The organism is Pseudomonas sp. Nvir (assembly GCF_963778085.1).
GTDB lineage: Bacteria > Pseudomonadota > Gammaproteobacteria > Pseudomonadales > Pseudomonadaceae > Aquipseudomonas > Aquipseudomonas juntendi.
On sequence record NZ_OY970405.1, the window covers coordinates 2813112 to 2838335 of the forward strand.

General features: G+C 63.5%; 21 protein-coding genes, 1 pseudogene and 1 riboswitch. Of the genes and pseudogenes, 10 read left to right on the forward strand and 12 right to left on the reverse strand.

Features of this window, described 5'->3' with window-relative positions:
* Positions 1-918, reverse strand: coding sequence for a DUF72 domain-containing protein (locus tag AACG97_RS13570; protein WP_115294103.1), 918 nt, complete (start codon positions 916-918; stop codon positions 1-3).
* Between the two features lie 195 nt (positions 919-1113).
* Here AACG97_RS13570 and AACG97_RS13575 point away from each other — a divergent pair, with 195 nt between their 5' ends.
* The gene (locus tag AACG97_RS13575; protein WP_182389831.1) at positions 1114-1665 is read left to right on the forward strand and encodes an ATP-dependent Clp protease proteolytic subunit; all 552 of its coding nucleotides are present in this window, start codon (positions 1114-1116) and stop codon (positions 1663-1665) included.
* Between the two features lie 19 nt (positions 1666-1684).
* Here AACG97_RS13575 and AACG97_RS13580 read toward each other — a convergent pair whose 3' ends face one another.
* Complete coding sequence (locus AACG97_RS13580; RefSeq protein ID WP_232555127.1) at positions 1685-5467, reverse strand: CheR family methyltransferase; 3783 nt, start codon at positions 5465-5467, stop codon at positions 1685-1687.
* 306 nt (positions 5468-5773) lie between these two features.
* Between AACG97_RS13580 and AACG97_RS13585 the strand changes: the two genes are divergently transcribed.
* Positions 5774-5980, forward strand: coding sequence for a general stress protein (locus AACG97_RS13585; RefSeq protein WP_029886815.1), 207 nt, complete (start codon positions 5774-5776; stop codon positions 5978-5980).
* Between the two features lie 142 nt (positions 5981-6122).
* The gene (locus AACG97_RS13590; protein WP_029886814.1) at positions 6123-6392 is read left to right on the forward strand and encodes a DUF6555 family protein; all 270 of its coding nucleotides are present in this window, start codon (positions 6123-6125) and stop codon (positions 6390-6392) included.
* 127 nt (positions 6393-6519) lie between these two features.
* Here the strand turns inward: AACG97_RS13590 and AACG97_RS13595 are convergent, their stop codons facing one another.
* From AACG97_RS13595 to nikA, 9 genes and pseudogenes are all read right to left on the reverse strand, one after another.
* Positions 6520-8724, reverse strand: coding sequence for a xanthine dehydrogenase family protein molybdopterin-binding subunit (locus AACG97_RS13595; protein WP_397460126.1), 2205 nt, complete (start codon positions 8722-8724; stop codon positions 6520-6522).
* Entirely contained in the window at positions 8721-9716 is a 996-nt protein-coding gene (locus AACG97_RS13600) for an FAD binding domain-containing protein (protein ID WP_115294106.1), read from the reverse strand. Before AACG97_RS13600 ends, AACG97_RS13595 begins: the two co-directional genes overlap by 4 nt.
* On the reverse strand, positions 9713-10240 hold the full coding sequence (locus AACG97_RS13605; protein ID WP_054914187.1) for a (2Fe-2S)-binding protein: 528 nt from the start codon (positions 10238-10240) through the stop codon (positions 9713-9715). The genes AACG97_RS13600 and AACG97_RS13605 overlap by 4 nt, the downstream gene beginning before the upstream one ends.
* Before the next feature lie 573 nt (positions 10241-10813).
* Positions 10814-10948, reverse strand: a pseudogene (locus AACG97_RS13610) (integrase); the annotation flags it as partial.
* A 13-nt stretch (positions 10949-10961) separates the two neighbouring features.
* Positions 10962-11777: a nickel import ATP-binding protein NikE gene (nikE, locus tag AACG97_RS13615; RefSeq protein ID WP_009686877.1), complete on the reverse strand. Its 816-nt coding sequence runs from the start codon at positions 11775-11777 to the stop codon at positions 10962-10964.
* On the reverse strand, positions 11774-12544 hold the full coding sequence (nikD, locus tag AACG97_RS13620) for a nickel import ATP-binding protein NikD (RefSeq protein ID WP_009686876.1): 771 nt from the start codon (positions 12542-12544) through the stop codon (positions 11774-11776). The genes nikE and nikD overlap by 4 nt, the downstream gene beginning before the upstream one ends.
* Positions 12545-13390 (reverse strand): nickel ABC transporter permease subunit NikC, encoded by an 846-nt coding sequence (gene nikC, locus AACG97_RS13625; RefSeq protein WP_029886808.1) that lies wholly within the window; start codon positions 13388-13390, stop codon positions 12545-12547.
* Positions 13387-14328 (reverse strand): nickel ABC transporter permease subunit NikB, encoded by a 942-nt coding sequence (gene nikB, locus AACG97_RS13630; protein WP_197886214.1) that lies wholly within the window; start codon positions 14326-14328, stop codon positions 13387-13389. Before nikB ends, nikC begins: the two co-directional genes overlap by 4 nt.
* 1 nt (position 14329) lies before the next feature.
* Complete coding sequence (gene nikA / locus AACG97_RS13635; RefSeq protein WP_225786386.1) at positions 14330-15904, reverse strand: nickel ABC transporter substrate-binding protein; 1575 nt, start codon at positions 15902-15904, stop codon at positions 14330-14332.
* 87 nt (positions 15905-15991) lie between these two features.
* Here nikA and nikR point away from each other — a divergent pair, with 87 nt between their 5' ends.
* The 7 genes from nikR to copD all read left to right on the forward strand — a co-directional run bounded on the left by nikR (position 15992) and on the right by copD (position 23052).
* Positions 15992-16408: a nickel-responsive transcriptional regulator NikR gene (gene nikR / locus AACG97_RS13640; RefSeq protein ID WP_115294109.1), complete on the forward strand. Its 417-nt coding sequence runs from the start codon at positions 15992-15994 to the stop codon at positions 16406-16408.
* Positions 16409-16460: 52 nt separating this feature from the next.
* Positions 16461-16667, forward strand: a riboswitch (cobalamin riboswitch).
* A gap of 105 nt (positions 16668-16772) precedes the next feature.
* Positions 16773-18911: a TonB-dependent receptor gene (locus AACG97_RS13645; protein ID WP_197886212.1), complete on the forward strand. Its 2139-nt coding sequence runs from the start codon at positions 16773-16775 to the stop codon at positions 18909-18911.
* An 84-nt stretch (positions 18912-18995) separates the two neighbouring features.
* Positions 18996-19745 carry an ABC transporter ATP-binding protein gene (locus AACG97_RS13650; RefSeq protein ID WP_225786387.1) on the forward strand — a complete coding sequence of 250 codons (750 nt, stop codon included), beginning with the start codon at positions 18996-18998 and terminating at the stop codon, positions 19743-19745.
* A complete protein-coding gene (locus AACG97_RS13655; protein ID WP_009686867.1) occupies positions 19742-20710 on the forward strand; it encodes an ABC transporter substrate-binding protein in 969 nt (322 codons plus the stop codon). Before AACG97_RS13650 ends, AACG97_RS13655 begins: the two co-directional genes overlap by 4 nt.
* Positions 20707-21726, forward strand: coding sequence for a FecCD family ABC transporter permease (locus AACG97_RS13660; protein ID WP_009686866.1), 1020 nt, complete (start codon positions 20707-20709; stop codon positions 21724-21726). The genes AACG97_RS13655 and AACG97_RS13660 overlap by 4 nt, the downstream gene beginning before the upstream one ends.
* A 77-nt stretch (positions 21727-21803) precedes the next feature.
* Positions 21804-22178, forward strand: coding sequence for a copper homeostasis periplasmic binding protein CopC (copC, locus tag AACG97_RS13665; protein WP_009686865.1), 375 nt, complete (start codon positions 21804-21806; stop codon positions 22176-22178).
* A gap of 4 nt (positions 22179-22182) precedes the next feature.
* Positions 22183-23052 carry a copper homeostasis membrane protein CopD gene (copD, locus tag AACG97_RS13670; RefSeq protein WP_115294112.1) on the forward strand — a complete coding sequence of 290 codons (870 nt, stop codon included), beginning with the start codon at positions 22183-22185 and terminating at the stop codon, positions 23050-23052.
* Between the two features lie 67 nt (positions 23053-23119).
* Here copD and AACG97_RS13675 read toward each other — a convergent pair whose 3' ends face one another.
* Positions 23120-25171, reverse strand: coding sequence for a TonB-dependent receptor (locus tag AACG97_RS13675; RefSeq protein WP_232555126.1), 2052 nt, complete (start codon positions 25169-25171; stop codon positions 23120-23122).
* Positions 25172-25224: the final 53 nt, after the last annotated feature.

Here is a 25224-nt window from a genome sequence, read left to right on the forward strand (position 1 = left end):
TCACAAGGCCACCTCCGGCACCACGCCCGGTTCGGTCATCAGTTCGTGGTCCAGCGACAGCTTCTGCAGCAAACGGCGGGCGTCGTAGGGCGCATGGACCTTCTGGTCATTGTCGAAGTAACAGTACACGTCACGCGCCGCGCGCCGAGGTGGCGGCCCCGGCACGATCAGGCGCGCGTCGTCTGCCTGGCCGCCTTGGCTCCAGTGCAGGATGCGCTGTTTCCAGCGGCGTAACGCACGCGCGGTGTAGCCACTGCTATAGAGCTCCACGTCGCCGTGCAGGCGCATGTACACGAAGTCTGCGGTGACATCTTCGGCATGCGGCCACTTGCCGGCACTGTCCGTAACCACCAGCGCAACACGGTGCTTGCGCAGCAGCTTGATGAACGCCTCGCAAAGAAAACTCTCGTGGCGGACCTCCACCGCGTGGCGCAAAAGTACATTACCGGTGATTGCAAGGCCGCCACTGTCCCGCAGGCGTTCGGCACAGCCCTGGGCGCATGCGCGCGCGGCTTTGCGGTCACGTGGCAGCAACTGCAAGAACCGGGCAAAACGCTCTTCGTCAAACTTCATGTTCGGTGGGAACTGCCACAGGAACGGCCCCAGCTTGTCGCCTAGCAGTAGCGGGCCAGAGGCGAAGAAGTTGGCCACTGGCTCCTCAACCTCCTTCAGGCGCCGCACATGGGTGATGTACCGTGGCCCCTTGACCGCGAAAACGAAGCCATCCGGCGTTTCATCACGCCAACGCAGGTAGCGCTCGGGGGTTTGCAAGCTGTAGAACGAGCCGTTTATCTCGATGCTGTTCACGGCCCGCGAGGCGAACGCCAGTTCATCGTCCTGGCGCAGGCCCTTGGGGTAGAAGTCCTTGCGCCAGGGGCCATAGCGCCACCCGGAAATGCCGATGCGGATATCGCTCACGCCGTCGTCCTCATCACCGGTTCCTTGTTCGGTTACTGTGGTATTGCGACTGGCGCAGAGGGCCAAGGGTTCACCGCTTGTGATCAACGGGAACGGCCACTGACAGGTTGAACTTTGCCCGCGCAGACGATTCCACCGGATAAGCGCCCCAGGCGCGCGAGCCCAGGAATTGACCTGCCAACCCTGGAGGCAAGCATGGCCAGACACATCATTCATTTCACCGGGCCGATCAATTCGTCGACCTGTGGCAACCTGATCAATACCTGCTCAAAGGCATTGCAGCAGGGCGCCGAGGTGCTGCAACTGAACATCGCTACCATGGGCGGCGAGTGCAGCTACGGCTTTACCTTGTACAACTTCCTGCGGGCGCTGCCGGTGCCGGTGCATACGCACAACCTGGGCACCGTCGAGTCCATGGGTAATATCCTGTTCCTGGCCGGGGAGTGGCGCACGGCATGCAGCTACAGCAAGTTCCTGTTCCACCCGTTTCACTGGACTTTGCATGGCTCGGTCGACCATTCACGCATGGCCGAATATGCGATGAGCCTGGATTATGACCTGCAGCTGTATGCGCAGATTGTGGCCGAGCGCACACAAGGTGCGCCGGAGGTGCTGGATGTGCCGCGCTACCTGATGGCGTACCCGCGGATTCTGGGGCCGCAGGAGGCTCTGCAAAGCGGCGTGATCCATGCCGTCGACGAGATGCCGATCACGCTGGACATGAACCAGTGGAGCGTGCACGCCTGAGGTTCATGCCGGCCGACCATCAGTAAGGCACCGTGCCGATCAAGGTTTCGATGGCCTCCACCAGTTCGTCGTAGCCGACCGGCTTGTTCAGGTGCCGGTCGAAGCCGGACTGGCGTGACTTGTGCTGGTCTGCGCTGGCACCGTAGCCGGTGAGGGCAATGGCCGGGGTGTGGCGCAGATGGGCGTGGCTGCGCAGCGCCTTGATCAAGGCATGGCCATCCATCACCGGCATGCCGATGTCGGAGAGGATGATGTCGAACGCCTCACCGGAGGCCACCTCCAGCGCCTCGCGGGGGCGGCTGAAGGCGCGCACGCTGGCGTTTTCCATTTCCAGCAGCTCTTGCATGATCTCCAATACCTCTACCGAGTCATCCACCAGCAACACGCGCACGCCGTGCAGCCGGCCCTCCCGGGAATGCTCTGCAGGGTTGGCGCAAGGCGGCGACTGCACGTTGCACAGGGGCAGGCAAACGGAGAAGGTGCAGCCCAAGCCCAAGCCGGCCGAACTGGCCTGCACGGTGCCGCCCTGGGCTTCGACCAACTGGCGTACCAACGAAAGGCCGATGCCCAGGCCTTCACGGTTCTGATTGGCCAGCTGGGGAGCCTGGCTGAACAGGTCGAAGATGTGCTCCAGGCTGTCGGGGCTCAAGCCTACGCCCTGGTCAATCACCTGCAGGCGTGCCTGTTGATCGTCACGGCTCAACACCAGGCGTATCTCACTGCCTGCCGGGCTGAATTTCAGGGCATTGTTCAGCAGGTTCCAGATGATCTGCTCCAAGCGCGTGACATCGCCTTCGATCATCACTGGCAAGCCGTCGGCAGGCAGCTCCAGGCGCACCAGACAGGGGTGTTGCTCAGCCACCACCACAGCGTGGATGCCGCGCAGGATGGCGCCAAGGTCTACCGGCTCGGTCTTGAGCTTGAGCTTGCCGGTACGGATGCGTGCCACATCCAGCAGGTCATCGATGATCCTGGCCTGGCTGCCAACCGCCTCGCAGATGGTGGCAACGGCCTTGCTAGCGTTGCCGATCTGCTTGATCGAGGGCAGGCGGCGGAGCATTTCCGCATTCAGCTGAATCAGGTTCAGTGGGTGCTTCAGTTCATGCGACATGATGGCGAAGAACTCGTCCTTCATGTGGCTGGTGGTTTGCGATTCCGCCAGCTGCTTGCTCAAGCGTTCTTCGCCCAGGCGCACATGCTCTTCGGCAGCGTGGCTGCTGCTGATGTCGATGAAGGTCAGGACGGTGCCGTCGATTTTCTGCTCGCTGGAGCGGTAGGGCAGCAGGCGTGCCAGGTACCAGTGGTCGCGCTGGCCGCCAACTTCCCGCTCGATAACGGCCTCACCCTGGGCCACGGCGCGGGCATCATCAGCCATGGCCGGGTAGTCCAGGCGGTGCGTGATGTCGAGCAATGAGCGGCCGGTATCGACCGGTAAAATGTTGAACAGGTCGGCGGCGCGCGGCGTGAACCAGCGGATATGCAGGTTGCGGTCGACGAACACGGTGGCGATTTCGGTGCAGGCGATCAGGTTGCTGAGGTAGTCGTTGACCTTGTCGGTCTCTTCCACCTTGTTCTTCAACTCGTAGTTGACGGTAAGCAACTCTTCGTTGATGGACTGCAGCTCTTCCTTGCTGGTTTCCAGCTCTTCGCTGGCCGAACGCAGCTCTTCGTTGATTGCCTGCATTTCTTCGTTGGAGGCCGTGAGTTCCTCGCTGGATACCTGCGACTGCTCGATGGTTTCCTGCAGCTGCAGGCGGGTACGCTGGAGTTCACGCTCCAGGTTATGCAGGACCATGCTGTCGGTCTGGCGGATGACGCCCGGCAGTGGCAGGGAAGGGTCGGGCGCCCGCTGCTCGAACACCACCAGCAGGCAATCGCCGTTGTGCACGTCGTCCTTGTAAGGCTGCACGGTGATTTCCACCTGCAACGGCTGCAGGCCATCGCCCAGGTCGACCGGCCGGGAGGTGACCGCTTCGGTGCCTTGGCGCGCCTGGAACAGCGTACTGCGCAGCGCCAGGCGCAGGCTCGGCAGCACCAGGCCGAGCAGATTGCGGCTGGGCTCGCCGCCGCCCAGTTGCAGGAAGCGCCCGACACCCTCGCTCATGTGCAGGATATTGCCGTCCACATCCGCGATCAGGCTGGCCGGCATGCGCAGGGCCAGCGCGCGGTGGTGCAGTTCGGCATAGGAGGGCTTGCGCCCGGGCTTGACCTTGGCCAACGGGTCCAATGGCAGGCTGGCGCCAGTGCTGCCAGGCACCTGCCGCTCGGCGCGGCGCCCGGCATTGCTGACGTCACGGGCGCGGAAGATACGGTTACGCTTGTCCACCGGCGCGAACAGTTCACCTACCACGTCGGCGGACTCGGACGAGCCCAGGAACAGATGGCCGCCAGGGCGCAAGGCAAAGTGGAACATCAACAGGATGTCGCGTTGCACTTCGCGGTCGAGGTAGATCAGCAGGTTGCGGCAGACAATGAGGTCAATTTGCGAAAAGGGTGGGTCCGACAGCAGGTTGTGGCGCGCAAACAACACTTTTTCGCGCACTTCCTTGCGCACCCGGTAATGCTGGTCTTCCTTGACGAAGAACTGGCGCAGCCGGCTGGGCGGCACATCGGTCACGATCGCTTCGGAGTACAAGCCGGTACGGGCGATGCCGATGGCACGCTCATCGAGGTCGGTGGCAAACACCTGGACCTTGCGGTTGCGCTGCTCCAGCGCAAGTTGCTCACAGATCAGCATGGCCAGGCTGTAGGCCTCTTCGCCGGTGGAGCAGCCGGCCGACCAGACGCGGATCTCGTCATGGCCGTCGACGGGGTCATGCTCGCTGGCCAGTTGCGGCAGCACGTGCCGCTCCAGGGCCTCGAAGGCTTCGCGGTCGCGGAAGAAGTTGGTCACACCGATCAGCATGTCTGCCAGCAACGCCGTGGACTCGGCGGGGTTCTGCTCGAGGTAGTGCAAGTAGCCGGCGAGGTTGCTTTGCCCGGTCACGTGCAGGCGGCGTTCAATGCGCCGCAGCACGGTGGCGCGCTTGTAGTGCTGGAAATCGTGCCCCGTGTTGCTGCGCAACTGCAGGAGGATCTCCTCCAGCAGCGGCTCGCTGGCCTGGGCGTCGCCTACGCGGGTGCCCAGCGCCGGGGGCAGGGTGTCATCCTCGATTTCCGGCAACCTGACCTGGCGGGCGTTACGCCACAGCTCCTCCAGCAGCTTTTGTGGCATCTCGGCCACGGGCAGCACCAGGTCGACCATGCCGGTTTCGATGGCAGCCCGGGGCATGCTGTCGTACTGGGCATCGTCCGGGGTCTGAACCAGGGTCACGCCGCCTTGCTCCTTGATCCGCGACAGCCCCACGGCACCGTCGGCGCCGGTGCCCGACAACACCACGCAGAATGCATGGTCCTTGTGCACGTCGGCCAGGTCGCGGAAGAACAGGTCAATGGCCACGTGGTCGCCACGGCGGCGATTGGCGGGGGTCACGCGCAGGTAGCCGTCATTGGTCGAGAGGCGATTGGCCGGGGAGATGACATACACATGGTTACGCTCGATCGGCACCGGCTCGGTGACTTGGCGCACGGGCATCTGCGTGGTGGCCTGGATGATCCGGTCGGCCACGCTCTGATGATCCGGCGACAAGTGCAGCACCACCACGAACGCCATGCCGCAGTCGCTTGGCATATGCCGGAACAGCGTGCAGATGGCCTCCAGGCCACCCGCGGAGGCACCGATGCCCACCACCGGAAAGTCCAAGTGGCTTGGGCTGAGTGCAGGGTTTTGCGGCGCGGCGGGTTGCTTGGGCGAGGACTTCATCGACGGAGCCTTGTACAAGAGCCTTACGGGCGGTGCGTGACTGTGCAGTCACACCTGGATAGTGGGGCGATTATAGGCCGCTACCCTGCAGTTGTGACTGCTGCATGCGCGATAAAGTGCGACCGGCCTGCAAACGGGGCGCAAATAGTTGGCCTGCACGTGTTTCGGGCCACCGGTCAGCTGCCGTCAAAACGTGTGAGCCAAGCGGGCAATTGCAGGTTCGGAATCTGAACATGGCAACCTTGTGTGTGCACTGTATGAACGCACAGGTTGTGCGACCGCCTATTCATCGCAAGGAGAAACCACATGGCTCAAGATCAGGAAGGTACCCGCCAGCGCGGCGGAACCAAAGAAACCAATCCGGGCAATTTCGCCAACGACCGTGAGCGGGCATCGCGCGCTGGGCACAAAGGCGGCCAGGCTTCGGGCGGCAACTTCGCCAATGATCGCCAGCGGGCATCGGAAGCCGGACGCAAAGGTGGCCGGAACAGCCACGGCAGCCGCAGCGAGTGAAGGTACTGCGCGAGCGGTAGTGTGCCTGTAGGCGTCCACCGCTCGGGCGCCGCTGGTGCCTGTCGATCGATATTTTTTTGAATCTTCTGCTGCTGCCCCGATCAATCAGGGTGTCATCCATGGAGAAGAGGAGGCCCCTGCGATGCCTGCCCCACAGCTGTTCATCATCGATTACCAACTGCATGGTCAGCCGCGCAGTTTCATCATTCGCCTGGACCGCCTGGACAATGCCGAAGCCTGGCATTGGGCAAGTTGCGATGCGGGCATTGGGATCATCCCCAAATTCGGGCGGGAAAAGATCAGGAAGGTCAGCCGCCCGATGGCTGAACGGTATGGGATTACTGCGGTGAGCTGGCGCCTGTCGGGGAGCAAACCGAATCAGTCGGTGGGCGACCCTGCGGCCATTGTCTAGCGGCAGCGCAGGGGCTGCTGCGGTCCCCTCCGCCCGCAGATGGCCCCAGTTCCAAGTACCGATTTGCTGAGAAATGAGGGGAGCGGCCTGCAGCCGCTCCCCTCGCATGTTTCTGACAACTTTCGCGTTACAGCACCTTGTCGAGTGTGATCGGGAACTCCCTCACGCGTTTGCCGGTTGCGTGGTAGATGGCGTTCGCCACTGCGGCAGCCACGCCGACCACGCCGATTTCGCCCACACCCTTGGACCCCAGCTCATTGACGACATCGTCGTGCTCTTCAACAAAGATCACGTCGATATCACCACAGTCCGCGTTCACCGGGATGTGGTACTCCGCAAGGTTGTGATTGACGATGCGACCCAGGCCATGGTCGGTCAAGGCCTCTTCGTGCAGTGCCATGCCGATACCCCATACCACGCCGCCCAGGATCTGGCTGCGGGCCGTTTTCGGGTTGACCACGCGGCCCGCCGCCACGGCGCTGACCACTCGGGTGACCTTGATCATGCCAAGGTCTTCGTCGACCTGGACTTCGACGAACACCGCCGAGTGGGTCGCCGTGGAAAACGGTTGGCGCCTTGCACCAGGCTCAGCGTCGATTTGCACTTCGAACTGCGCGCCGGGGGCACTGGCGACGATATCTGCCAAGGCCACGCGAACACTACCCGCGTGCAGATAACCATCCGCGAAGACGATGTCCTCCCGCGCTGTGCTCGCCACCTGCGGATGCACCTTGCGCGCATGCTCCAGCACCTTGGTACGCAACACCTGGCAAGCCTGGCGCACGGCCGAGCCTACCGACGATACCGTGAACGACCCGCCCTGCAGGGGCGCGGTGGGCAGGGACGAGTCACCGAGCACGAAGGTGACATCCTCCACGCTGACGCCCGCAGCGTCGGCTGCAATTTGGGTCATGACGGTGTAGGTGCCGGTGCCGATATCGGTGGTGGCGCTGCTCACAGTGAGGTGGCCTTGGGCATCCAGGCGCGCTTTCGCGCTGGCCTTCATTTGCATAGCCTCCCAGACGCCGCCCGCCATTCCCCAACCGACCAATTGGTTGCCAGTGCGCATGCTGCGCGGTTGCGGGTTGCGGTGCTGCCAACCGAAACGCTCACTGCCTTGCTGATAGCACGCCAGCAGTTCTTTGCTGGAGTAGGGCTTGCCCTCGTTGCCGTTGTTGGCGGCAAAATTACGCCGGCGCAGCTCTACCGGGTCGATATCAGCGGCACAGGCAAGCTCATCCATCGCGCACTCAAGCGCGACCACGCCTGAACCGGCCCCAGGGGCACGCATGTCAAGTGGCGTGTACACATCCAGCGAGGCCAGGCGGTAGTTGAGTTCAACGTTGTCGCACTGGTAGAGCATGCCGCTCCATTCCACCAGGTGCTCGGTGAAGTCTTCGAAGCGCGAGGTCTGCCCCAGCCCATCGTGACCGACAGCCAGCAAGCGCCCATCTGCATCTGCCCCCAGGCGCAAACGCTGCTCGGTGCGGGGCCGGTAGCCGAACGTGAACATTTGCTGGCGCGTGAGGGTGACGCGCACAGAGCGCTGAAGATGCAGCGCCGCCATCACTGCCAGGGGCAGCTGGTACTGCGGGCGCAGGCCCGAGCCGAAGGCACCGCCGACGAAGGCTGCGTGCACACGGATCTGGGCCTTCGGCAGGCCGAATACCTTGTGCAGGTAGTCCTGGCAGTTCTGCGTGCCTTGGGTCTTGTCATGAATTTCCAGGCTGCCGTCGGGCTTGTAGTGCACGGTGGAGGCGTGGGGCTCCATCGGGTTGTGGTGCTCGTTGGCAGTCAGGTAGGTGGCATCGACCTGCACGGGTGCCCCAGCGAAACTGCCAGCGAAGTCGCCACGCGGGGCCGGTGTTTCTGCCGGCGCCACATGCGACGCCTTGGTAGCGCCCAGGTCTGTCTCGTGAGGTTCCTCGGCGTATTCGATCCGGATCAATGAGCCTGCATACCGGGCCACCTCCAGGGTGTGCGCCACCACCAACGCCAGGGGTTGCCCGCTATACAGCACTTGATCGTTGAACAGGGGCCGAAAGGGCGCGCCCTCAGCTGCATCGGCGTCGCTGTAGTCATCGTCATAACTGGAAATATGCGGACGATGCCCATGGTCGAGCACCGCGACAACGCCGGGTACGCCCAGCGCCTCGGTAGCGTCGATGCGCAGTACACGGCCGCGGGCGATGGTACTGGACACCACGCTGCCATGGAGCAGGCCGTCTTTTGGGTATTCGCCCGCATAGCGTGCCTGGCCGGTGACTTTAGCCACGCCATCCACGCGATCCAGAGGGGTACCGACTACCGATTTGTTGTTGACCATGGTCATGCCCCCCCACCAGCGGCACGGTGCGCCGCGTCAGTCAATGCACGCACGATTGCACGCTGCGCCAATGTTACTTTGAAACCGTTGTGGCTCAGCGGCTGTGCGCCCTGAAGCAGCGCCTGTGCGGCGTTATCGAACAGCGCCTCGGAAGGCACCTGACCAATCAGCAGTCTTTCCACCGCCGGGTCGCGCCATGGTTTGTGCGCTACACCGCCCAGCGCCAGGCGGGCGTGCTGAATCACATCGCCATCCAAGCGCAAGGCCGCAGCGACCGACACCAGCGCAAACGCGTAGGAGGCTCGGTCTCGAATTTTCAGGTAGCGGTAATGCTGTTCGAACAGCGGTGGCGGCAGCTCTACGGCCGTTACCAGTTCATCGGCTGCCAGCTGGTTATCACGCTCCGGATTGTTCTCCGGCAGGCGATGGAAATCTGCGAACGGGATCTGGCGTTTACCAGCCGGTCCCTCTACGTGCACCACGGCTTCGAGTGCTGCCAGTGCTACGCACATGTCGGACGGATGAGTGGCCACACAGGCCTCACTGGCGCCAAGAATGGCGTGTATGCGGTTGCGGCCGCTACGAGCAGGGCATCCGCTGCCGGGTTCACGTTTGTTGCAGGGGGTGCCGGTATCGTAGAAGTAGTAACAGCGTGTGCGCTGGAGCAAGTTGCCGCCGGTACTGGCCATGTTTCTCAACTGCGGTGAAGCGCCCGCCAGGATAGCCTGTGACAGCAACGGGTATTGTTGCTCGATCATCGGGTGCCAGGCCAGGTCGGCATTGCTGACCAGGGCACCGATCATGACGCCACCGTTGGCAGTGGGGTGCAGCCCATCCAGCGCCAAGCCTGAGATATCGATCAGGCGCTCGGGGCGGACCACATTTTCCTTCATCAGGTCGACCAGGTTGGTGCCCCCGGCGATGAAGCGCGCGCTGTCGCCAGCCAGGCTCACGGCTTCGCTGACTGACGCAGGCTTGTGGTAGCTGAAGGGCATCATGGCTTCGCTCCCCGTTGTGGTTGATCCGGGTGTGCCATCAGCGGCTGGGCTTCTTCGATCGCGGCGACGATGTTGCCATAGGCACCACAGCGGCAAAGGTTGCCGCTCATCTGCTCGCGAATGGCCTCACGGCAGTCGGCACGTCCTTCACGCACAAGCCCGACGGCAGAGCAGATCTGCCCAGGTGTGCAATACCCGCACTGAAACGCATCGTGGGTGATGAAAGCCCGTTGCATAGGGTGCAGCACGTCGCCGCTGGCCAGCCCCTCGATGGTCACCAAGTCTGCGCCGTCGCACATGATGGCCAGGGTCAGGCAAGCATTGACGCGCTTGCCGTCGCGCAACACCGTGCAGGCGCCACATTGGCCGTGGTCGCAGCCTTTTTTGGTACCTACCAGGTCCAGCTGTTCACGCAACAGGTCGAGCAGAGTGGTCCACGGGTGGACTGCCAGTGTTCGTGGCTGACCATTGAGGGTCAGGCAGATGGGGTGTTCTGCAGCCCCATTGGAAGAGAGCGCGCTCATGGAAGGTCCTCACGGTCAGGGTTCACGCAGTTGGCTGCGTCTTTGTTGTGCGACCCGGGCGGTTGCAGAAACGTTCCACCGGCCTGCCAGGCGTGGAAAGGTGGCTGTGGGCATGGCGGGACGCGTGCAGGCGTTATGGTGGTGCCGCGGGACTGAGAGCGAAGCTCACGGCTACTGGCCGGTAGCCGAGAAGGGATGAGCGGGCGAGGGCAAGAACCGTGGCTGACGTAAGCTGAGAGCTGACGGAAAAGCCGGTGATAGAATTGACTGGCATGATTTACTGACACTGTTTCATGCCGTCCCTGAAGCTACACGGCGTCGGGTTGGTCTTGACCGTCATGTTGATCAGATCGAATCGAGCCGCAATGTCTTCACTAAAGCACGGTACCGGTACGAGAAAGATGCTCGGCAATTTTACTGCACGGGGTTGGTCGGTGTGCTGCAGGATGTGATTCCGCGTGTCGTTGAGTACCACAAGGAATGTGGCTCAACAGATCCGTTCATTGAGAATTTCGAGATGCATGGTGATGGACTAACCATCATGGTTTGAGGGAGTGTTCTAAGGGATGTGCAGTCCTCCCAGGTGGCGAGCATCGCCTGCAGCGGCTCCAAGACCACCGCGGTTTTCTTCCGCACGGATACGCCTCGGCGCGCCTGGGCCTTGCGTGCCTCGCGAAGAAGCCTCTTCACTGCAGGAGCATCACTTGGGTTATCCAATTGTTCATGCGAGAGATGTACTGAGCCGAGCGCAGGTCTTTGTCGGGCGTTCAGGCAGCACAGCGGCTTGCAATTGCCTCCCGGCCGGATGCTCGAACGACAAGTCGCCGCGCACGGTGCAGTCCTCGACAATGCTTCCTGCGTCCAGCACCACAACCCGCTGGCAGAAGTAGTGCACTAGGCTCAGGTCGTGGGTGATCAGCACGAAGGCGGTCCCCTTGTCGCGACGCAGCGCTTGGAGCCGTTGTAACAGTTGCAGTTGCAGCACACGATCCAGATTCGAAAGCGCTTCGTCGAGTACCACCAGCTTTGGCGAGATCGCCAGTGCTCGGGCGATGTTGGCACGTTGCAACTGACCACCGCTGAGCTGTTGCGGCAGGGTCGCGGCATGCTCGGCGCCCAGCCCCATCTGCTCCAGCAGCTCCACTACCCGTGCGTGGCGGGCTGTCTCATTTAAGGTGCTCAGGTGACGCAGGGGCTCGGCGATGCTCCAGCCGATGCTGCGCTGCGGGTTGAATGCGCCCGGCGCGTCCTGGAACACCAACTGCACGGCACGCTGGAAGGCCCGTGCCTGTTCGCCGCGCAGCTGATTGACCGGCTGTCCCGCGAAGGTCACCAGGCCTTGGCTAGGGGTTTCCAGCCCGAGCAGCAGGCGGGCGAGGGTACTTTTGCCACTGCCGCTACTGCCCAGCAAACCAAGTGATTCGCCCGCATGCAGCTGCAGGTCGATGCCGTCGAGTACTTGGAGCCAGGCGCGTTTGTGCAGCAGCCCGCCGGTGCGGTAGCGATGACTCAGATCGTGGGCGTGCAGCAGGCTCATAGAGGGCTCCCGCAGAGGGCCTGGTGGGCTTCGAGAAGGGTTCGAGCGGTGCCGCTGGCCGGACGCTCGAACAGATCGTGCACGGGCTGGCGTTCGACGATGCGGCCAGCGTCCATAACGGCCACCTGATCGGCGCAGCGGGCGACCACGCCCATGTCGTGGGTGACCAGCAGCACCCCCAGTCCATGCCGTTCGACCAGCGCCATCAGGATATCGAGAAAACGTGCCTGGCTTACGGCGTCAAGGTCGCTGGTGGGCTCGTCGGCCAGCAGGAACGGGGTTTCGGCCATCAGCGCCAGTGCGATCATCATGCGTTGCAGCATGCCGCCGCTGAGCTGAAAGGCGAACGATTGCAAGACCCGAGCATGATCCGTCAGCCCCACGGCCCTTAGGCTGTCGGTCATGCGCTCGCGGGCGGCGGCGCCGGTGGTGCCGTGCAGGCGCAGCGTCTCCAGTCCATGGCTGGCCATGTTGCGTACTGGGTTGAAGGCACTGCGCGGGTTTTGCAGCACCAGGCTGGCCAGGCGGCCTCGTGCCTGGGCGGCGCTTACCGGCTGGCCGTCGAGCAGCATTTGGCCCTGCGTGCGCACAACGCCGGCCGGCAACAGGTCGAGCATGCCCAGGCAACTCAGTGACTTGCCCGAACCACTGGCCCCGACCAGGGCGCAGACTTCGCCGCGACGCAGTTGCAGGTCCACGCCTTGCACCAGCAGGCCGGCCTGGGCCTCGATATGCAAGTCACGGACTTCGAGGGTCGATGGGGTCATCTAGTGGTGCTCCCGGGATGGGTCGAGGCGGTCGCGCAGGGCATCGCCCAGCAGGTTGAAGGCCATCACCGAGAAGAAGATCATCAGCCCCGGCAACAGCAGCAGTTGTGGGTGGGTCCAGATGAACTCCTTGGCGTCGTTGATCATCACGCCCCATTCGGCGGTCGGTGGCGACACCCCCAGGCCCAGGAAGGACAGGCCCGAGACGTGCAGCATCATGTGCCCGATGTCCATGGTCGCCAGCACCAGCAGCGGGCCAGCGATATTGGGCAGCACATGCTGGCGCAGGCGGGTCCAGCGCGAAGCGCCGGCCAGCCGTGCGGCGAGCACGTATTCGCGCCCGCGCTGGGCGATCACCAGGCCGCGCACCATGCGTGCGTACCAGGCCCAATGTGACAGGGCGATGGCGACGACCACATTGGTCAGGCCGGTGCCGAGCAAGGTGACGAAGAAGAACGCCAGCACCAGGGTCGGGAAGGTCATGAACATGTCGCACAGGCGCATCAGCCACAGGTCTATCCGCCCGCCGACGAAACCCGCTACGCCGCCCACGGCCAGCCCGAGGGCCAGGACCAGTGCCAGGGTCAGCATCACGCTGCCCAGCGACAGGCGGGTGCCGACGATCAGGCGCGAGAGCAGGTCGCGGCCCAGGTGGTCGGTGCCCAGCCAATGGCTGGCGTCCGGTGGCATCAGGCGCTGGCTGAGTTCGACCAGGTCGGGATCGTGTGGCGCCAGCCACTGGCCGAGCACGGCCAGTACCACCAGCAGGCCGACCAGCACCGAACCCAGAACCAGGCCAGCATGACCGGCCAATGCCGGTCGACGAATTACCGAGAGCGTGCTCATGCGCTTGCGCCCTCCAGCCGGCTGCGCGGGTCGAGCCAGGCGTAGCACACGTCCACCACGAGGTTGCAGACCATCAGCAAGCCGGTCAGCAGCAGGGTGAAGCACTGCATCACCGGGAAATCGCGGTTTAGCACCGCCGAGACGGCGAAGCGGCCCACGCCGGGCCAGGCGAAGATGGTCTCGATCACCAGCGCGCCCCCAATCAACTCGCCGACGTGCATGCCGGTGGCGGTGACGAAGGGCAGCCAGGCGTTGCGCAGCACATGGTCGCGCCACACCTTACGCTCGGGCAGGCCGCGGGCGCGGGCATAGGTGACATGCCGCTGGCCGCTGGCTTCGAGCAGGCTGGCGCGCAGCAGGCGGGCGTTGATCGACATCGACATCAGCGCAATGGCCAGCACCGGCATGATCAAGTGCCCGGCCGTGCCGCGCCCGAGTGGCGGCAGCCAGCCCAGCCACAGCGAGAACAGCGCGATCAGCAAGAATGCCAGCCAGAAGTTGGGCATCGACACGCCAAGGAAGGTCACCGCGCGCACCGCATGGTCGGGCCAGCGGCCCTGCCAGCGTGCCCCCAGCAGCCCCAGCGGAATCGACAGCAGCAGTGTGCAAGCCAGGGCCAGGCCGCCGAGTTGCAAGGTGGCGGGCAGGTAGTACAGCAGGTCATCGAGCACCGGCCGCCCGGTGAGGTAGGAGATCCCGAAGTCCAGGTGCAGCGCGTTCCACAGCCAGCTCAGGTATTGCGCGTACAGGGGCCGGTCCAGCCCCAGGGTGTGGCGCACTTCCGCGATGGCCGCATCGGTCGGCGGGATGTGCGACAGGCGCAGGTAATCCAGCGCCGGGTCCGTGCTGCCCAGGTGCAACAGCACGAACACCAGCAGCGACACGCCGAACATCACCGGTACCAGCAACACCAGGCGCATCAAGATGTAGCGCAGCATGTCAGGGCTCCTGCCGGGGTGTCATGGCCTCGAACGGCACGTCGAACAGGGTGCTGCCGAACTGCACGTGTGCTACCGAGTCACGCCGCACGCTGATGGCGGTGAGGTGCGAGATCGGCAGGTACACCGCCTGTTCGTGCAGGGTGGTGAGGATGAAACGGTACTGCTCGGCGCGTTGTCGCTCGTCGGTGCTGGCCAGCACCTGGCCGATGCGTTGGTCGAGCTCGTCCTTGATCGCCAGGCCGCACTGGGCCATGTAGTCGGCATGCCCGGCATAGCGCATCGAGCTGACGAACGAATGCGGATCGTAAGGAGCGCCCCAGGTATCGGCGAAGATCATGCCGAAATCACCGTCGCGCTGGCGGCGAACCAAGCCACCTTCTTCCACGGCGCGCAGTTCGATGTGGATACCGACCTTGGCCAGCTCGCCTTGCAGCACTTCGGCCAGGCTTTTCTGCAGGGCGCTGGTGCCGAGAAACACCAGTTCGATTGTAAGTGGCTCGCCGCCCTTGCTGCGCACGGACGCGCCGGGGGCCAGTGTCCAGCCTGCGGCCTCCAATTCCTGCATCGCCTGAGCGGGGTCGTACGGGTAGGGTTTCAGACCGATGTCTGCGTACGGCATGTTGCTGGCGAACAGTGTGTCGGCCTTGGGCTCCAGGCCGTAAAGGATCTTGTCGATGATTGCCTGCTTGTCCACCGCCTCGTTGATCGCCTGGCGCACCGCCAGGTCGCGGGTGGCACCACGGCCAGTGTTCATGGCCAGCGTGCGCGTAGCCAGTGGCGCCGACAGTGCCGTGGCATAGCCCTGGTCGCGCAGGCGCACGAAGGTGCCTGCGGTGATCTCGCCTGCGGCGCCCTGGATCAGATCCACTTCACCAGCCTGTAGCGCCAGCGCACGGCTGTTGGGGTCGGGGATGACCTTGACCATGACTTCGCCGTAGGCCGGCTTCGGCCCCCAGTACAGCGGATTGCGCACGAAGCGGTCGAACTCGCCCAGACGAGACTCGGCACGTACCCAGGGCCCGGTACCGACGGGCTGCCCAGGCTTGGCAGCAGGCGCGCCGAAGCGCAGCGGGCGAACCTGGGCCAGCTCCATCAGGGTGGGGTAGTAAGGGTGCTTGAGCACCAGGCGCAAGGTCAGCCGATCAGGGGCCTCTACGTGGTCGAGGGTGCTGACCAATTCCATCCAGCGGTGGCGTTGGCGGTTAGCCAGGACCGCATCTAGGTTTGCCTTGGCGGCCGCAGCATCGAACACAGTGCCATCGCTGAAGCGCACCCCGTCGCGCAGGGTGAAGGTGTAGGTCTTGCCGTCCTCAGACACCTTCCAACCGGTCGCCAGCCACGGCTCGACAGTACCGGCGTGGGTGTAGCGCACCAGCGGTTCATACACCATCGCCTGGGCGTACATCTGATTCGGCGAGTAGCCGCGCGGGTCGAGTGGGCCCGCGTTGACGGGCCAGGAGTACACCAGTGTCGGGTTTGGCGCCTGGATGTCGGCGGCTTGAGCGAAGGTGCTCGCCGCGAGCCAGAAGATGCCCCACAGGGCGGGCTTTCGTTTGCCAGGCTGCTGCTTCACACTGCGTCCCCCACTTCAACGGAGGCCGTAGGCTAAAGAAGGGTGGGTATGATGTCTATCTAAAATCATCTTACTGGAAGTTACAAAATGCAACGGATCACCATCACGCTGGACGAAGAGCTGCTGGATCTCATCGACCGGCGGGTGGAGACGCAGGGCTATCAAGGGCGCTCGGAGGCCATTCGCGATCTGCTGCGCAGCGGCCTGCGTGAAGCCGAGGCGTTACCCGACGAAGCCCCGTGCGTGGCGGTGGTCAGCTATCTGTACGACCACGCCAGCCGCGAATTGCCTAAGCGCCTCAACCAGACCCTGCATGCCCACCATGAACTGACGCGCTCGACATTGCACGTGCACCTGGATGCCGGCCGTTGCCTGGAAGTTTCGGTGCTGCAAGGGCCGAGTGGGGCACTTGAGCGCCTGTCCCGACAATTGACGGTGGAGCGTGGAGTCGAGCATGGGCATGTGCATGTCCTTCCCGCGCCACGGCATGGGGAAGGTGAGTGAGCCCGTCCCTTGGGTTGCCGCCTGCGCTTGACGTAGCGGCACTTTGATGTTCCCCTGCGCGCCTGTTTCAGGTGCCCCTTGCCGTCGAGCCTGGGGTGAAACGGGAAGCCGGTTCGTCATCGCGTGATGATCAGTCCGGCGCTGCCCCCGCAACGGTATGCGAGCGAAGCATTCAAAAGACCACTGTGCCCTGGCATGGGAAGGTGAATGCTTCATGACCCTCGCGAGCCCGGAGACCGGCCTGAAGCATGTATAGGCAACCCGCGGTGGGCGGGCGCAGGCCGGTTTGCGTAGGCGCACGCCTGCGTTTCCCTGTGCGTTTATCCCTCCGGGCTTCTTCCATTCCTGCTTCAAGTGGAACGACATGTCCCGACTTTCGCTGTTCAGTCCTTTGCCCGCTTCTGTGCTGCGTGCCAGCCTGGCGCCCTGCCTGTTGCTGTGCGTTTCGGCCCAGGCCGCCGAAACCGATCAAGCCCTGGCCTTGCCGGCCACCGATGTGACCGGTGTCGCAGTGGTGAACCCTCAGCCAGACCTGCATACGCCGACCACCAGCGGCTCGCGCCTGAATCTCACTGCTTTGGAGACGCCTGCCAGTGTCACCAGCATCAGCTCGGCGCAAATCCTCGAGCGCAACAATGTCAGCGTCCAGGACGCGGTGACCCGCTCCCCCGGTATCACCTTCATCGGCACACCCGGCAACGGCGGCACGGCCCTGTCGGCGCGGGGCTTTACCGGGCACAGTTCGACCATGCAGTTGTATGACGGCACCCGCCTGTATGTCGGTGCGGGCACGGTCACCTTCCCGGTAGACACCTGGTCGGTCGAGCGTATCGATATCCTGCGTGGCCCGGCGTCGGTGCTGTACGGCGAAGGCGCCACCGGCGCGGTGGTAAACGTTGTGCCAAAAAAGCCGTTCGAGGGTGAGATCCGTAACCATTTTCGCCTGGGTTACGGCTCTGATGATCGTCGCCAGATGGCCCTGGACAGCGGTGGTTCGCTGAGCGATACCCTCAGCTACCGGCTGAATTTGAACAAACTGGCCAGCAACGGCTGGGTCGACCGTGGCGATTCGCAGAGCCTCGCCCTCAGTGGCTCGCTGCGTTGGCAACCGAACGACGACCTGAGCGTCACCCTCAGCCATGACTACGCCGACCAGGACCCGCAGCAGTATTTCGGCACGCCGCTGGTGAACGGGCATTTCCGTGAGTCGCTGCGCGACCACAACTACAACGTCGACAATGCCGAAGTGCACTACAACGACCAGTCCACGCGGTTGGTCACCGATTGGCAGATCAACGACAACCTCAGCGCCAGCAACCAGCTGTACTTCCTCAAGGTCCAGCGCCGCTGGCGCAATGCCGAAAGCTACACCTGGCAACCGGGTGACCAGATCCTGCGCAGCAACTTCATCAGCATCAAGCAGACCGAGGAGCAGATCGGCGACCGCCAGACCTTCACCCTGCAGCACTCGCTGTTTGGCCTGGACAGCCAGACGGTGGTCGGCGCCGATTACAACTCCATCCGTTTCGTGCGCAAGCACGACTTCGGCAACACCCTGAGCGACACCGTGCCGCTGTCCGGTTCCGGGGGTGGCGAGTACATCAGCAACGACCCGTTCCGCAGCCGCGAAGCCAACCAGGCCCGGCAGTTCTCGCTGTTTGCCGAAAACCGCACACAGTTGACCGAACGCCTGTCGCTGATCACAGGCGTGCGCCGCGACCAGGTGCACCTGAACCGCAAGGACTTGCTCGCCGACACCCGCAGTGATCGCAGCCTGTCGGGAGACAACTGGCGGGCGGGGCTTGTTTTCGCCCTGACCGAGGACCTGTCGGTCTACGGCCAGTACGCCACTAGCACCGAGGGCGTGAGCAACCTGCTGACCCTCAACGCCGCCCAGCAGCAATGGGACCTGAGCACGGCCAAGCAGACCGAGGTCGGCATCAAGCAGATGCTGCCCGAAGGGCGAGGGGAGTGGACGCTGGCGGCGTACCACATCGTCAAGAAGAAGTTGCTGAGCACCGACCCACTGAACCCTACTTTGCAACAGCAGGTAGGCCAGCAGTCATCGGATGGCCTCGAGGCGACCCTGGAACTGCGCCTGCCGTACGACCTGCAACTGTCAGCGAACGCGGCCTGGGTACGGGCCAGGTACGACGAGTTCGCCAGTGCCGGCAACGACTATTCCGGTAACCGGCCGATCAACGTGCCGCGGCGCACGGCCAACCTGTGGCTCAGCAAGGACTTCGGCGAGCGCTTCAGCGCAGGCGCCGGGGCCCGTTACGTCGACAGCCGCTATGCGGACAACGCCAACACCGTCAAGGTGCCAGGCTACACCGTGGTCGATACCAACTTCGACTGGCACGTACAAGCGGACCTGACCTTGGGCCTGCAGTTGAACAACCTGTTCGACCGCCTGTACGCCACCAGCACCGACAACAATGGCCGGCAGTGGTACCTGGGCGAGCCACGTTCGTTCTTCGTCACGGCGGACTACAGCTTCTGACACTGTTGCACCGGCCAGCCGGCCGGTGCCTTGCTGAGGTGGCACGGCATGACAACGCTGAATATCGAAGCCCTGGACTGAACGTTGAAGGCGCCGGGGCGCCAGCCAAGGACGCTGCTGCAAGGCGTGGACCTGCGGGTTGGCGCCGGTGAGTTCGTCGGCCTCATCGGCCCTAATGGCAGCGGCAAGAGCAGCCTGCTGCGCTGTGCCTATCGGGCCAGCGAGCCCAGCGCCGGACGTGTGCGGGTTGGCCAGGATGACATCTGGCAACGCCCGGCGCGCTGGTGCGCGCAACGCATCGCCGTGGTGCTGCAAGAGTTTCCCGAGGCATTCGGCTTGAGCGTCGGCGATGTCGCCAGCCTGGGCCTGGCGCCACACAAAGGCCTGTTCGACGGTGACAGCGCCGCGGACGTGCAGCGAGTCAACCAGGCGCTCGCCCAGGTCGGGCTTGGTGCCCACGCCGATCAGCCTTTCGCCACGCTGTCCGGTGGCGAGAAGCAGCGGGTTTTGCTGGCGCGGGCCCTGGTGCAGGCACCCGGGCTGCTGATCCTCGATGAGCCGACCAACCACCTCGACCCGCGCTATCAGCTGGAGCTGTTGCAGCACCTGCGCGGGCTGGAATTGAGCATCATCGCCAGCTTTCATGACCTGAACCTGGCCGCAGCTTTCTGCGATCGGCTGTATGTCATCGACGAAGGCCGCATCGTCGCCAGCGGCACGCCCAACCAAGTGCTGACCCGAGCTCTGCTCAAGCAGGTGTTCGGCGTCGATGCCCTGGTCGACCCGCACCCGCTGCATGCCTACCCGCGAATTACCTGGATCACCCAACCATGAACCTGCGCTACCTGACCTGGCTGCTGGCTGCCGTGATTGCATTGCCGGCCACGGCCAGTGACTATCCCTTGAGCGTGCGCAGTTGCGCGCGCGATGTGACCTTCGCGCAAGCCCCGCAACGGGTGGTGGTGCACGATGTGAACATGACCGCCATGCTGCTGCACCTGGGCTTGCGCGAGCGAATCGTCGGCTATACCGGTTTTACCCGCAACAAGCACCGCGATCCGTGGATCGACCAGGCGCTCGACGGCGTGCCGCAGTTGGCCAGCCGCTACCCTTCGATTGAGACCTTGCTGGCGGCCGACACGCAGCTGTTCTTCGCCGGCTGGAACTACGGCATGCACGTGGGCGGGCCGGTCACGCCGGTGACGCTCGCGCCGTTTGGCATTGCCGTGTACGAACTGAGCGAATCGTGCTCTTGGGTCATGCCGCAGCCGCGTGCCAGTGTTGGGGATGTGTACCGCGACCTGGACAACCTGGGGCGCATCTTCTCGGTCGAGCCAAGGGCGCAGGCACTGGAGGCACAGATGCGCGAGCGCATCGCGACGGTGCGCGCGGCCGTGGCGCACAAAAGCCAGCGGCCAAGGGTGTTTCTCTACGACAGCGGTGAAGACCGGCCGACCACCTCGGGCCGCCTGGGTATGCCCCAGGCGTTGATCGATGCGGCCGGGGGCAACAACGTGATGGAGGATGTCAACGCCAGCTGGACTCAGGTGAACTGGGAGAGTGTGGTGGAGCGCGACCCGCAAGTGATCATGATCGTCGATTATGGCCCGCAAAGTTGGCAGGCCAAACGCGATTTCCTGCTGCGCCAGCCGGCGCTCAAGGATGTGCAGGCCATCCGTGATCAACGCTTTGTGGTACTCAGCTACCTGCAGGTGACGCCGTCGGTGGAGAATGCGCAGGCCATCGAAGTGCTCGCCGAGGCGCTGCACCCACAGTCGCCGCCGGTGGCCCAGCCTTGATCGGCAGGGGCGGGCTGGCGGGGCATCGCGGACTCAATGCAATCCTGCTGACGCTGTTGTTGCTGTCGTGCCTTTGTGCCCTGGCCTTCGGCCCGGCGTCGGTGCCGCTGGCCCATGTGGCAGGCATCGTCGGCCAGAAGCTGGGCTTGAACCTTGACGGGGACTGGACCCATAGCCAGGCGCAGATCGTCTGGGTGATCCGCGCGCCCCGGGTGGTCCTGGGGGCGTTGGTGGGGGCTGGCCTGGCCCTGGTCGGCACCGCGCTGCAAGCGGTCACCCGAAACCCGTTGGCCGACCCGCACCTGCTCGGTGTCAGCTCCGGGGCGGCGTTGGGAGCGGTGCTGGTGATGCTCTACCTAGGCGAGTTCATCGGGGTCTTCAGCCTGCCGCTTGCTGCATTCGTGGGGGCCTCAGGCAGCATGCTGCTGGTGATCGCGGTGGCCCGGCGCGGCGCAGGCATGGAAAGCGACCGCCTGTTGCTGGCCGGAGTAGCGGTGTCGTTCGTGCTGATGGCGCTGGTCAATCTGCTGCTGTACACCGGCGATCAGCATGCGGCGGCCTCGGTGGTATTCTGGATGCTTGGCGGCCTGGGGGCGGCACGCTGGAACCTGATCTGGCTGCCGGCGCTGTGCGTGCTGGCCGGGCTGCTGGCATTGCGCTTGCTCGGGCGTGGCCTGAACGCCTTGATGAGCGGCGAGCAGACGGCGCTGAGCCTGGGCTTCAGCGGCAAGCGCCTGCGCCTGCAGGTGTTCGTCTGCACCTCGCTGCTGACCGGCGTGCTGGTGTCGCTCAGCGGAGCCATTGGCTTCGTCGGGCTGATGGTGCCCCACATGGCCCGTGCGCTGGTGGGCGCCGAGAATCGCCGACTGATCCCGGTCAGCGCATTGCTTGGGGCGATTTTCCTGGTCTGGGTGGATGTGGCGGCGCGCACTGTCATCGCGCCGCAAGACCTGCCGATCGGCATCGCCACGGCGGCACTTGGCGGGTTGTTCTTTATCCTGCTGCTCAAGCGCTAGTTGGCTGGTGAACTGAATCAGGTCTTGCCCTTGAGCTATCATCGACTAACCGTGTTTGACGCTTAAGGACCTGACCCATGCCTGCACATTTTGCAAGAACGATACTCACGACCGTAGCGCTGCTTGCCTCGGTCGCGACTGTCACACCCGCCTTTGCTCACGCCCATCTGAAGAGCGAAACACCTGCCGCGGACAGCACCGTTAAGGCGCCTACAGAGTTGCGATTGGTGTTCTCGGAAGGTGTCGAAGAAAAGTTCACCAAGGTCGAGATCACAACCGGTGGTGCGGCCGTTTCGGTGAAAAGCATCGCGACCGATCCGAGTGATAAAAAGACCCTCATCGTCACACCGGAGCAACCTCTGGCCGCCGGCCAGTACGAGGTTCAATGGCATGCCGTCTCGGTCGATACCCACAAAAGCGAAGGTCACTACGCGTTTACGGTAGGCAACTGAGTGCATGGACAGCGCGATAATCGTTTGCCGGTTCGTTCACTTTTCTATCGTGCTGATGATGTTCGGGGCCAGTTTGCTCAGGCCCCTGTTGCTGGGCTCCAACACAGGGGCCGTGGCGTATATGTCCCTGGATCAAGCACTCGACCGAGCGCTGCGGTTGCTCGCGCTGTTGTCACTGGTCAGTGGGCTTGGATGGTTGATGGTCACAGCGGCCAGCATGGCTGATTCCTGGCAGGCCGCAGTTGATGTGCAGGCTGTATTGCAGGTATTGCGCAGTACTTTTTTTGGCCGGGTCTGGGCGGCGCACCTGATCGTCAGCCTGGTACTGTTTGTATGCCTGTGTCTCAATCCCCGCCCGCCATTCAACTTGCGAGTCATTCTGAGCGGGTTTGTGCTCGCCTCTCTGGCACCGGTTGGTCACGTCGCCATGTTTGACGGTATCAGTGGGCAGCTCCTGATCGTCAACCAAGTCATCCACCTTCTCTGTGTTGGCGCATGGCTTGGAGGGCTGACACTGCTCTTGATGGTGTTGATGCAGCGTGCTCCACAGGACGCTCGCCAAGTGCTGCACAGATTCAGCACGATCGGTTACTGCCTGGTCGCCAGCATCATCCTCACCGGCCTGATAAACGTCCGGGTCCTTAGTGGCGCCTACTGGCCGACCCCGCTATTCAGCGGCTTCGCGCTCATTTTGTTGATCAAGGCTAGCCTGGTGATGGCGATGCTGTTGCTGGCACTCTTCAATCGACTGAATGCTCGATCAGGCCGTATTCACGTACTGCGCACCAGCATCCTGGTTGAATGGTTCTGTGGGGTGGCGGCAGTCGCAGCGGTCTCACTGCTGGGGACACTCCCACCCACCCCGCTCAACTGATGCAAGTGATCGTTATAACGCCGCTTTGGCGTAACAGACCACTCACCAGGCAGAACGCAGATCCCTTTTAGAAATCGAAGGTCACCCCGGCATACAGGGCCCGACCGTCACCCGGCGAATGCAGCGAGGCGTCGGCGCCATCGGGGTCGTACCAGACGTACTCGTAGTAGCGGTTGGTCAGGTTCTTCAGTTGCAGGTCGACGCTCATGGTTTCGCTGAGCTTGTAGGTCGCGCCCAGGTTCATCAGTACGTAGCCGCCGTACGTGCCCTGGGTATTCTCACGCTCCAGGTAGTAGTTGGTCTGGCCGTTCGCCCAGGCGCTCAGTTGCAGGGCAGGGGTGGCCTGGTAGCTGATGCCGGTGTTCCACAGGTGGTGCGGCACGTGGTCGATTTCCTTGCCTTTGCTGTCGGGCAATGCGCTGCTGGGTTCAAGGATCTTCGAGTATTGCCAGGAGTACGACATCCACATCTCGGTGCGCTCGTTCGGGTGCAGGTTGACCTGCAGGTCGTAGCCCCAGCGCCGGGTTTCACCGACGTTGTCCGATTCGCCGCTGGGGTCGTTGAGGCGGCGGCTGACTTCACCGGTGGCGTCCTGGCGCCAGTAGGCCACGCGGCCATCGATCCAGCTGGCAGGTGTGAACTTGACGCCGGTTTCCCAGCCGTCGTTGATCGACGGGTCAAGGTCTTCGTTGCGCGGCGGCACCTTGTAGGCCGCCGCACCGGTACCGACCTGGAAGGTGCGCCCCCAGTTGGCGTAGACGCTGGCGAAGCGCCAAGGCGAGTAGACCACGCTGAGCTTGGGCTGCTTGATCAGCCCATAGTCGTTGATGTCGTAGTCCTGCCCGGTCATCTTGTTGGTGAAGTCGCCACTGATCTTGTCCACCCGGTAGGCCGGCACGATCTTCAGTGATTCGAACGGCTCGATCTCAGCCTGCACGTAGGCACCGACCGTGTTGAAGTCGAAGTCCTGGTCGCGGGTCTGGGCCTGACGCACCCGTTCCAGCGTGCGATAGCGCTCGCTGCGGTTCTGCTGCTTTTGCACATCGCTGCCGCCTTCCAGGGCGAAGGCGTGCAGCCAGTCCACCTGGGGCCGCCAGGTCAGCGAGGTGATGGCGCCATACTGGTCTTCGTAGGTGTCGCGCTCCTGCTGTGAGCTGGTGCGCCAGTACTGGGTCCAGCGGCGGTCGTCGAAGGTGTTGAGGTAGATCTTGGCCGACCAGGACAAGTTGTCGGTCAAGTCCGTGTCGAAGTGCACGCTGACCTGGTTCATCCGCCGTGTGCCTTTGTCCGTGGCGTTGTAGGCGTTGCTCATGCGCGGGTGATGGCGGGCATCGTCTTCGGTCAGGTAGCCGGCCTCCTGGGCTTCGGACTCGTAGTGGCGGGCGATCAGGCCAAGGCGGTAGCTGCCATCGTCAGGGGTGTAGAACCACTTGCCGCCGAAGCTGTAGCGCTCGGTGTCGGCATGGTCGCGATAGCCGTCGACCTGTTGGCGACCGAAGAAATAGTTCTGCGTCCAGTTGCTGGTCTCGATGCCCTTGGCCAGTTGCACTTCGCGGGTGTTGAAGCTGCCGTAGCGCACGCGCGCCTTGTTGTAGTTGCCACCGGTGCGGGTGTTGATGTTGACGTTGCCGGCGATGTTGTTCAGGCCGTAGCGTGGGTCGCTGGTGCCACGCACCACTTCGATGCTGTCGATGTCCATGGGGAACACCGAGTCGATGAAGGGCATGTTGCCGTCGTTGGTGTTGCTGGGGATGCCATCGATCAGCAACTTCACCGCGTTCACTTCGCCTTCGCCATTGAAACCGCGAAACGACAGTTTGCCCGAGGTGGTGCCCTGGTTGAACTCGGTCAGCATCACCCCTGGCGCGCGGCTGAACAGTTGCCAACTGTAGGTCACGGGCATTTTTTCAAGGATATCACCCCCCAGGATGTCCACCGAGCTGAGCACGCTGCTGGTGGCCAGCGGGCCGCTTTCGGTGCCGGTTACGGTGACCGCACCGAGGGTGAGGGTGGAGTTTTCAGCGGGCAGTGTTTCGGCAACGGCCAATGACAGGGGGCTGAGGCTGAACAAAGCGAGCACGGGCAGGACAGCGCGTGCGGTGCAACGGAACGCAGGCATGGAAGATTTCCTGGCTAGACAGTCGGGCAGGGCTACGCACCGCAGGTCACGGG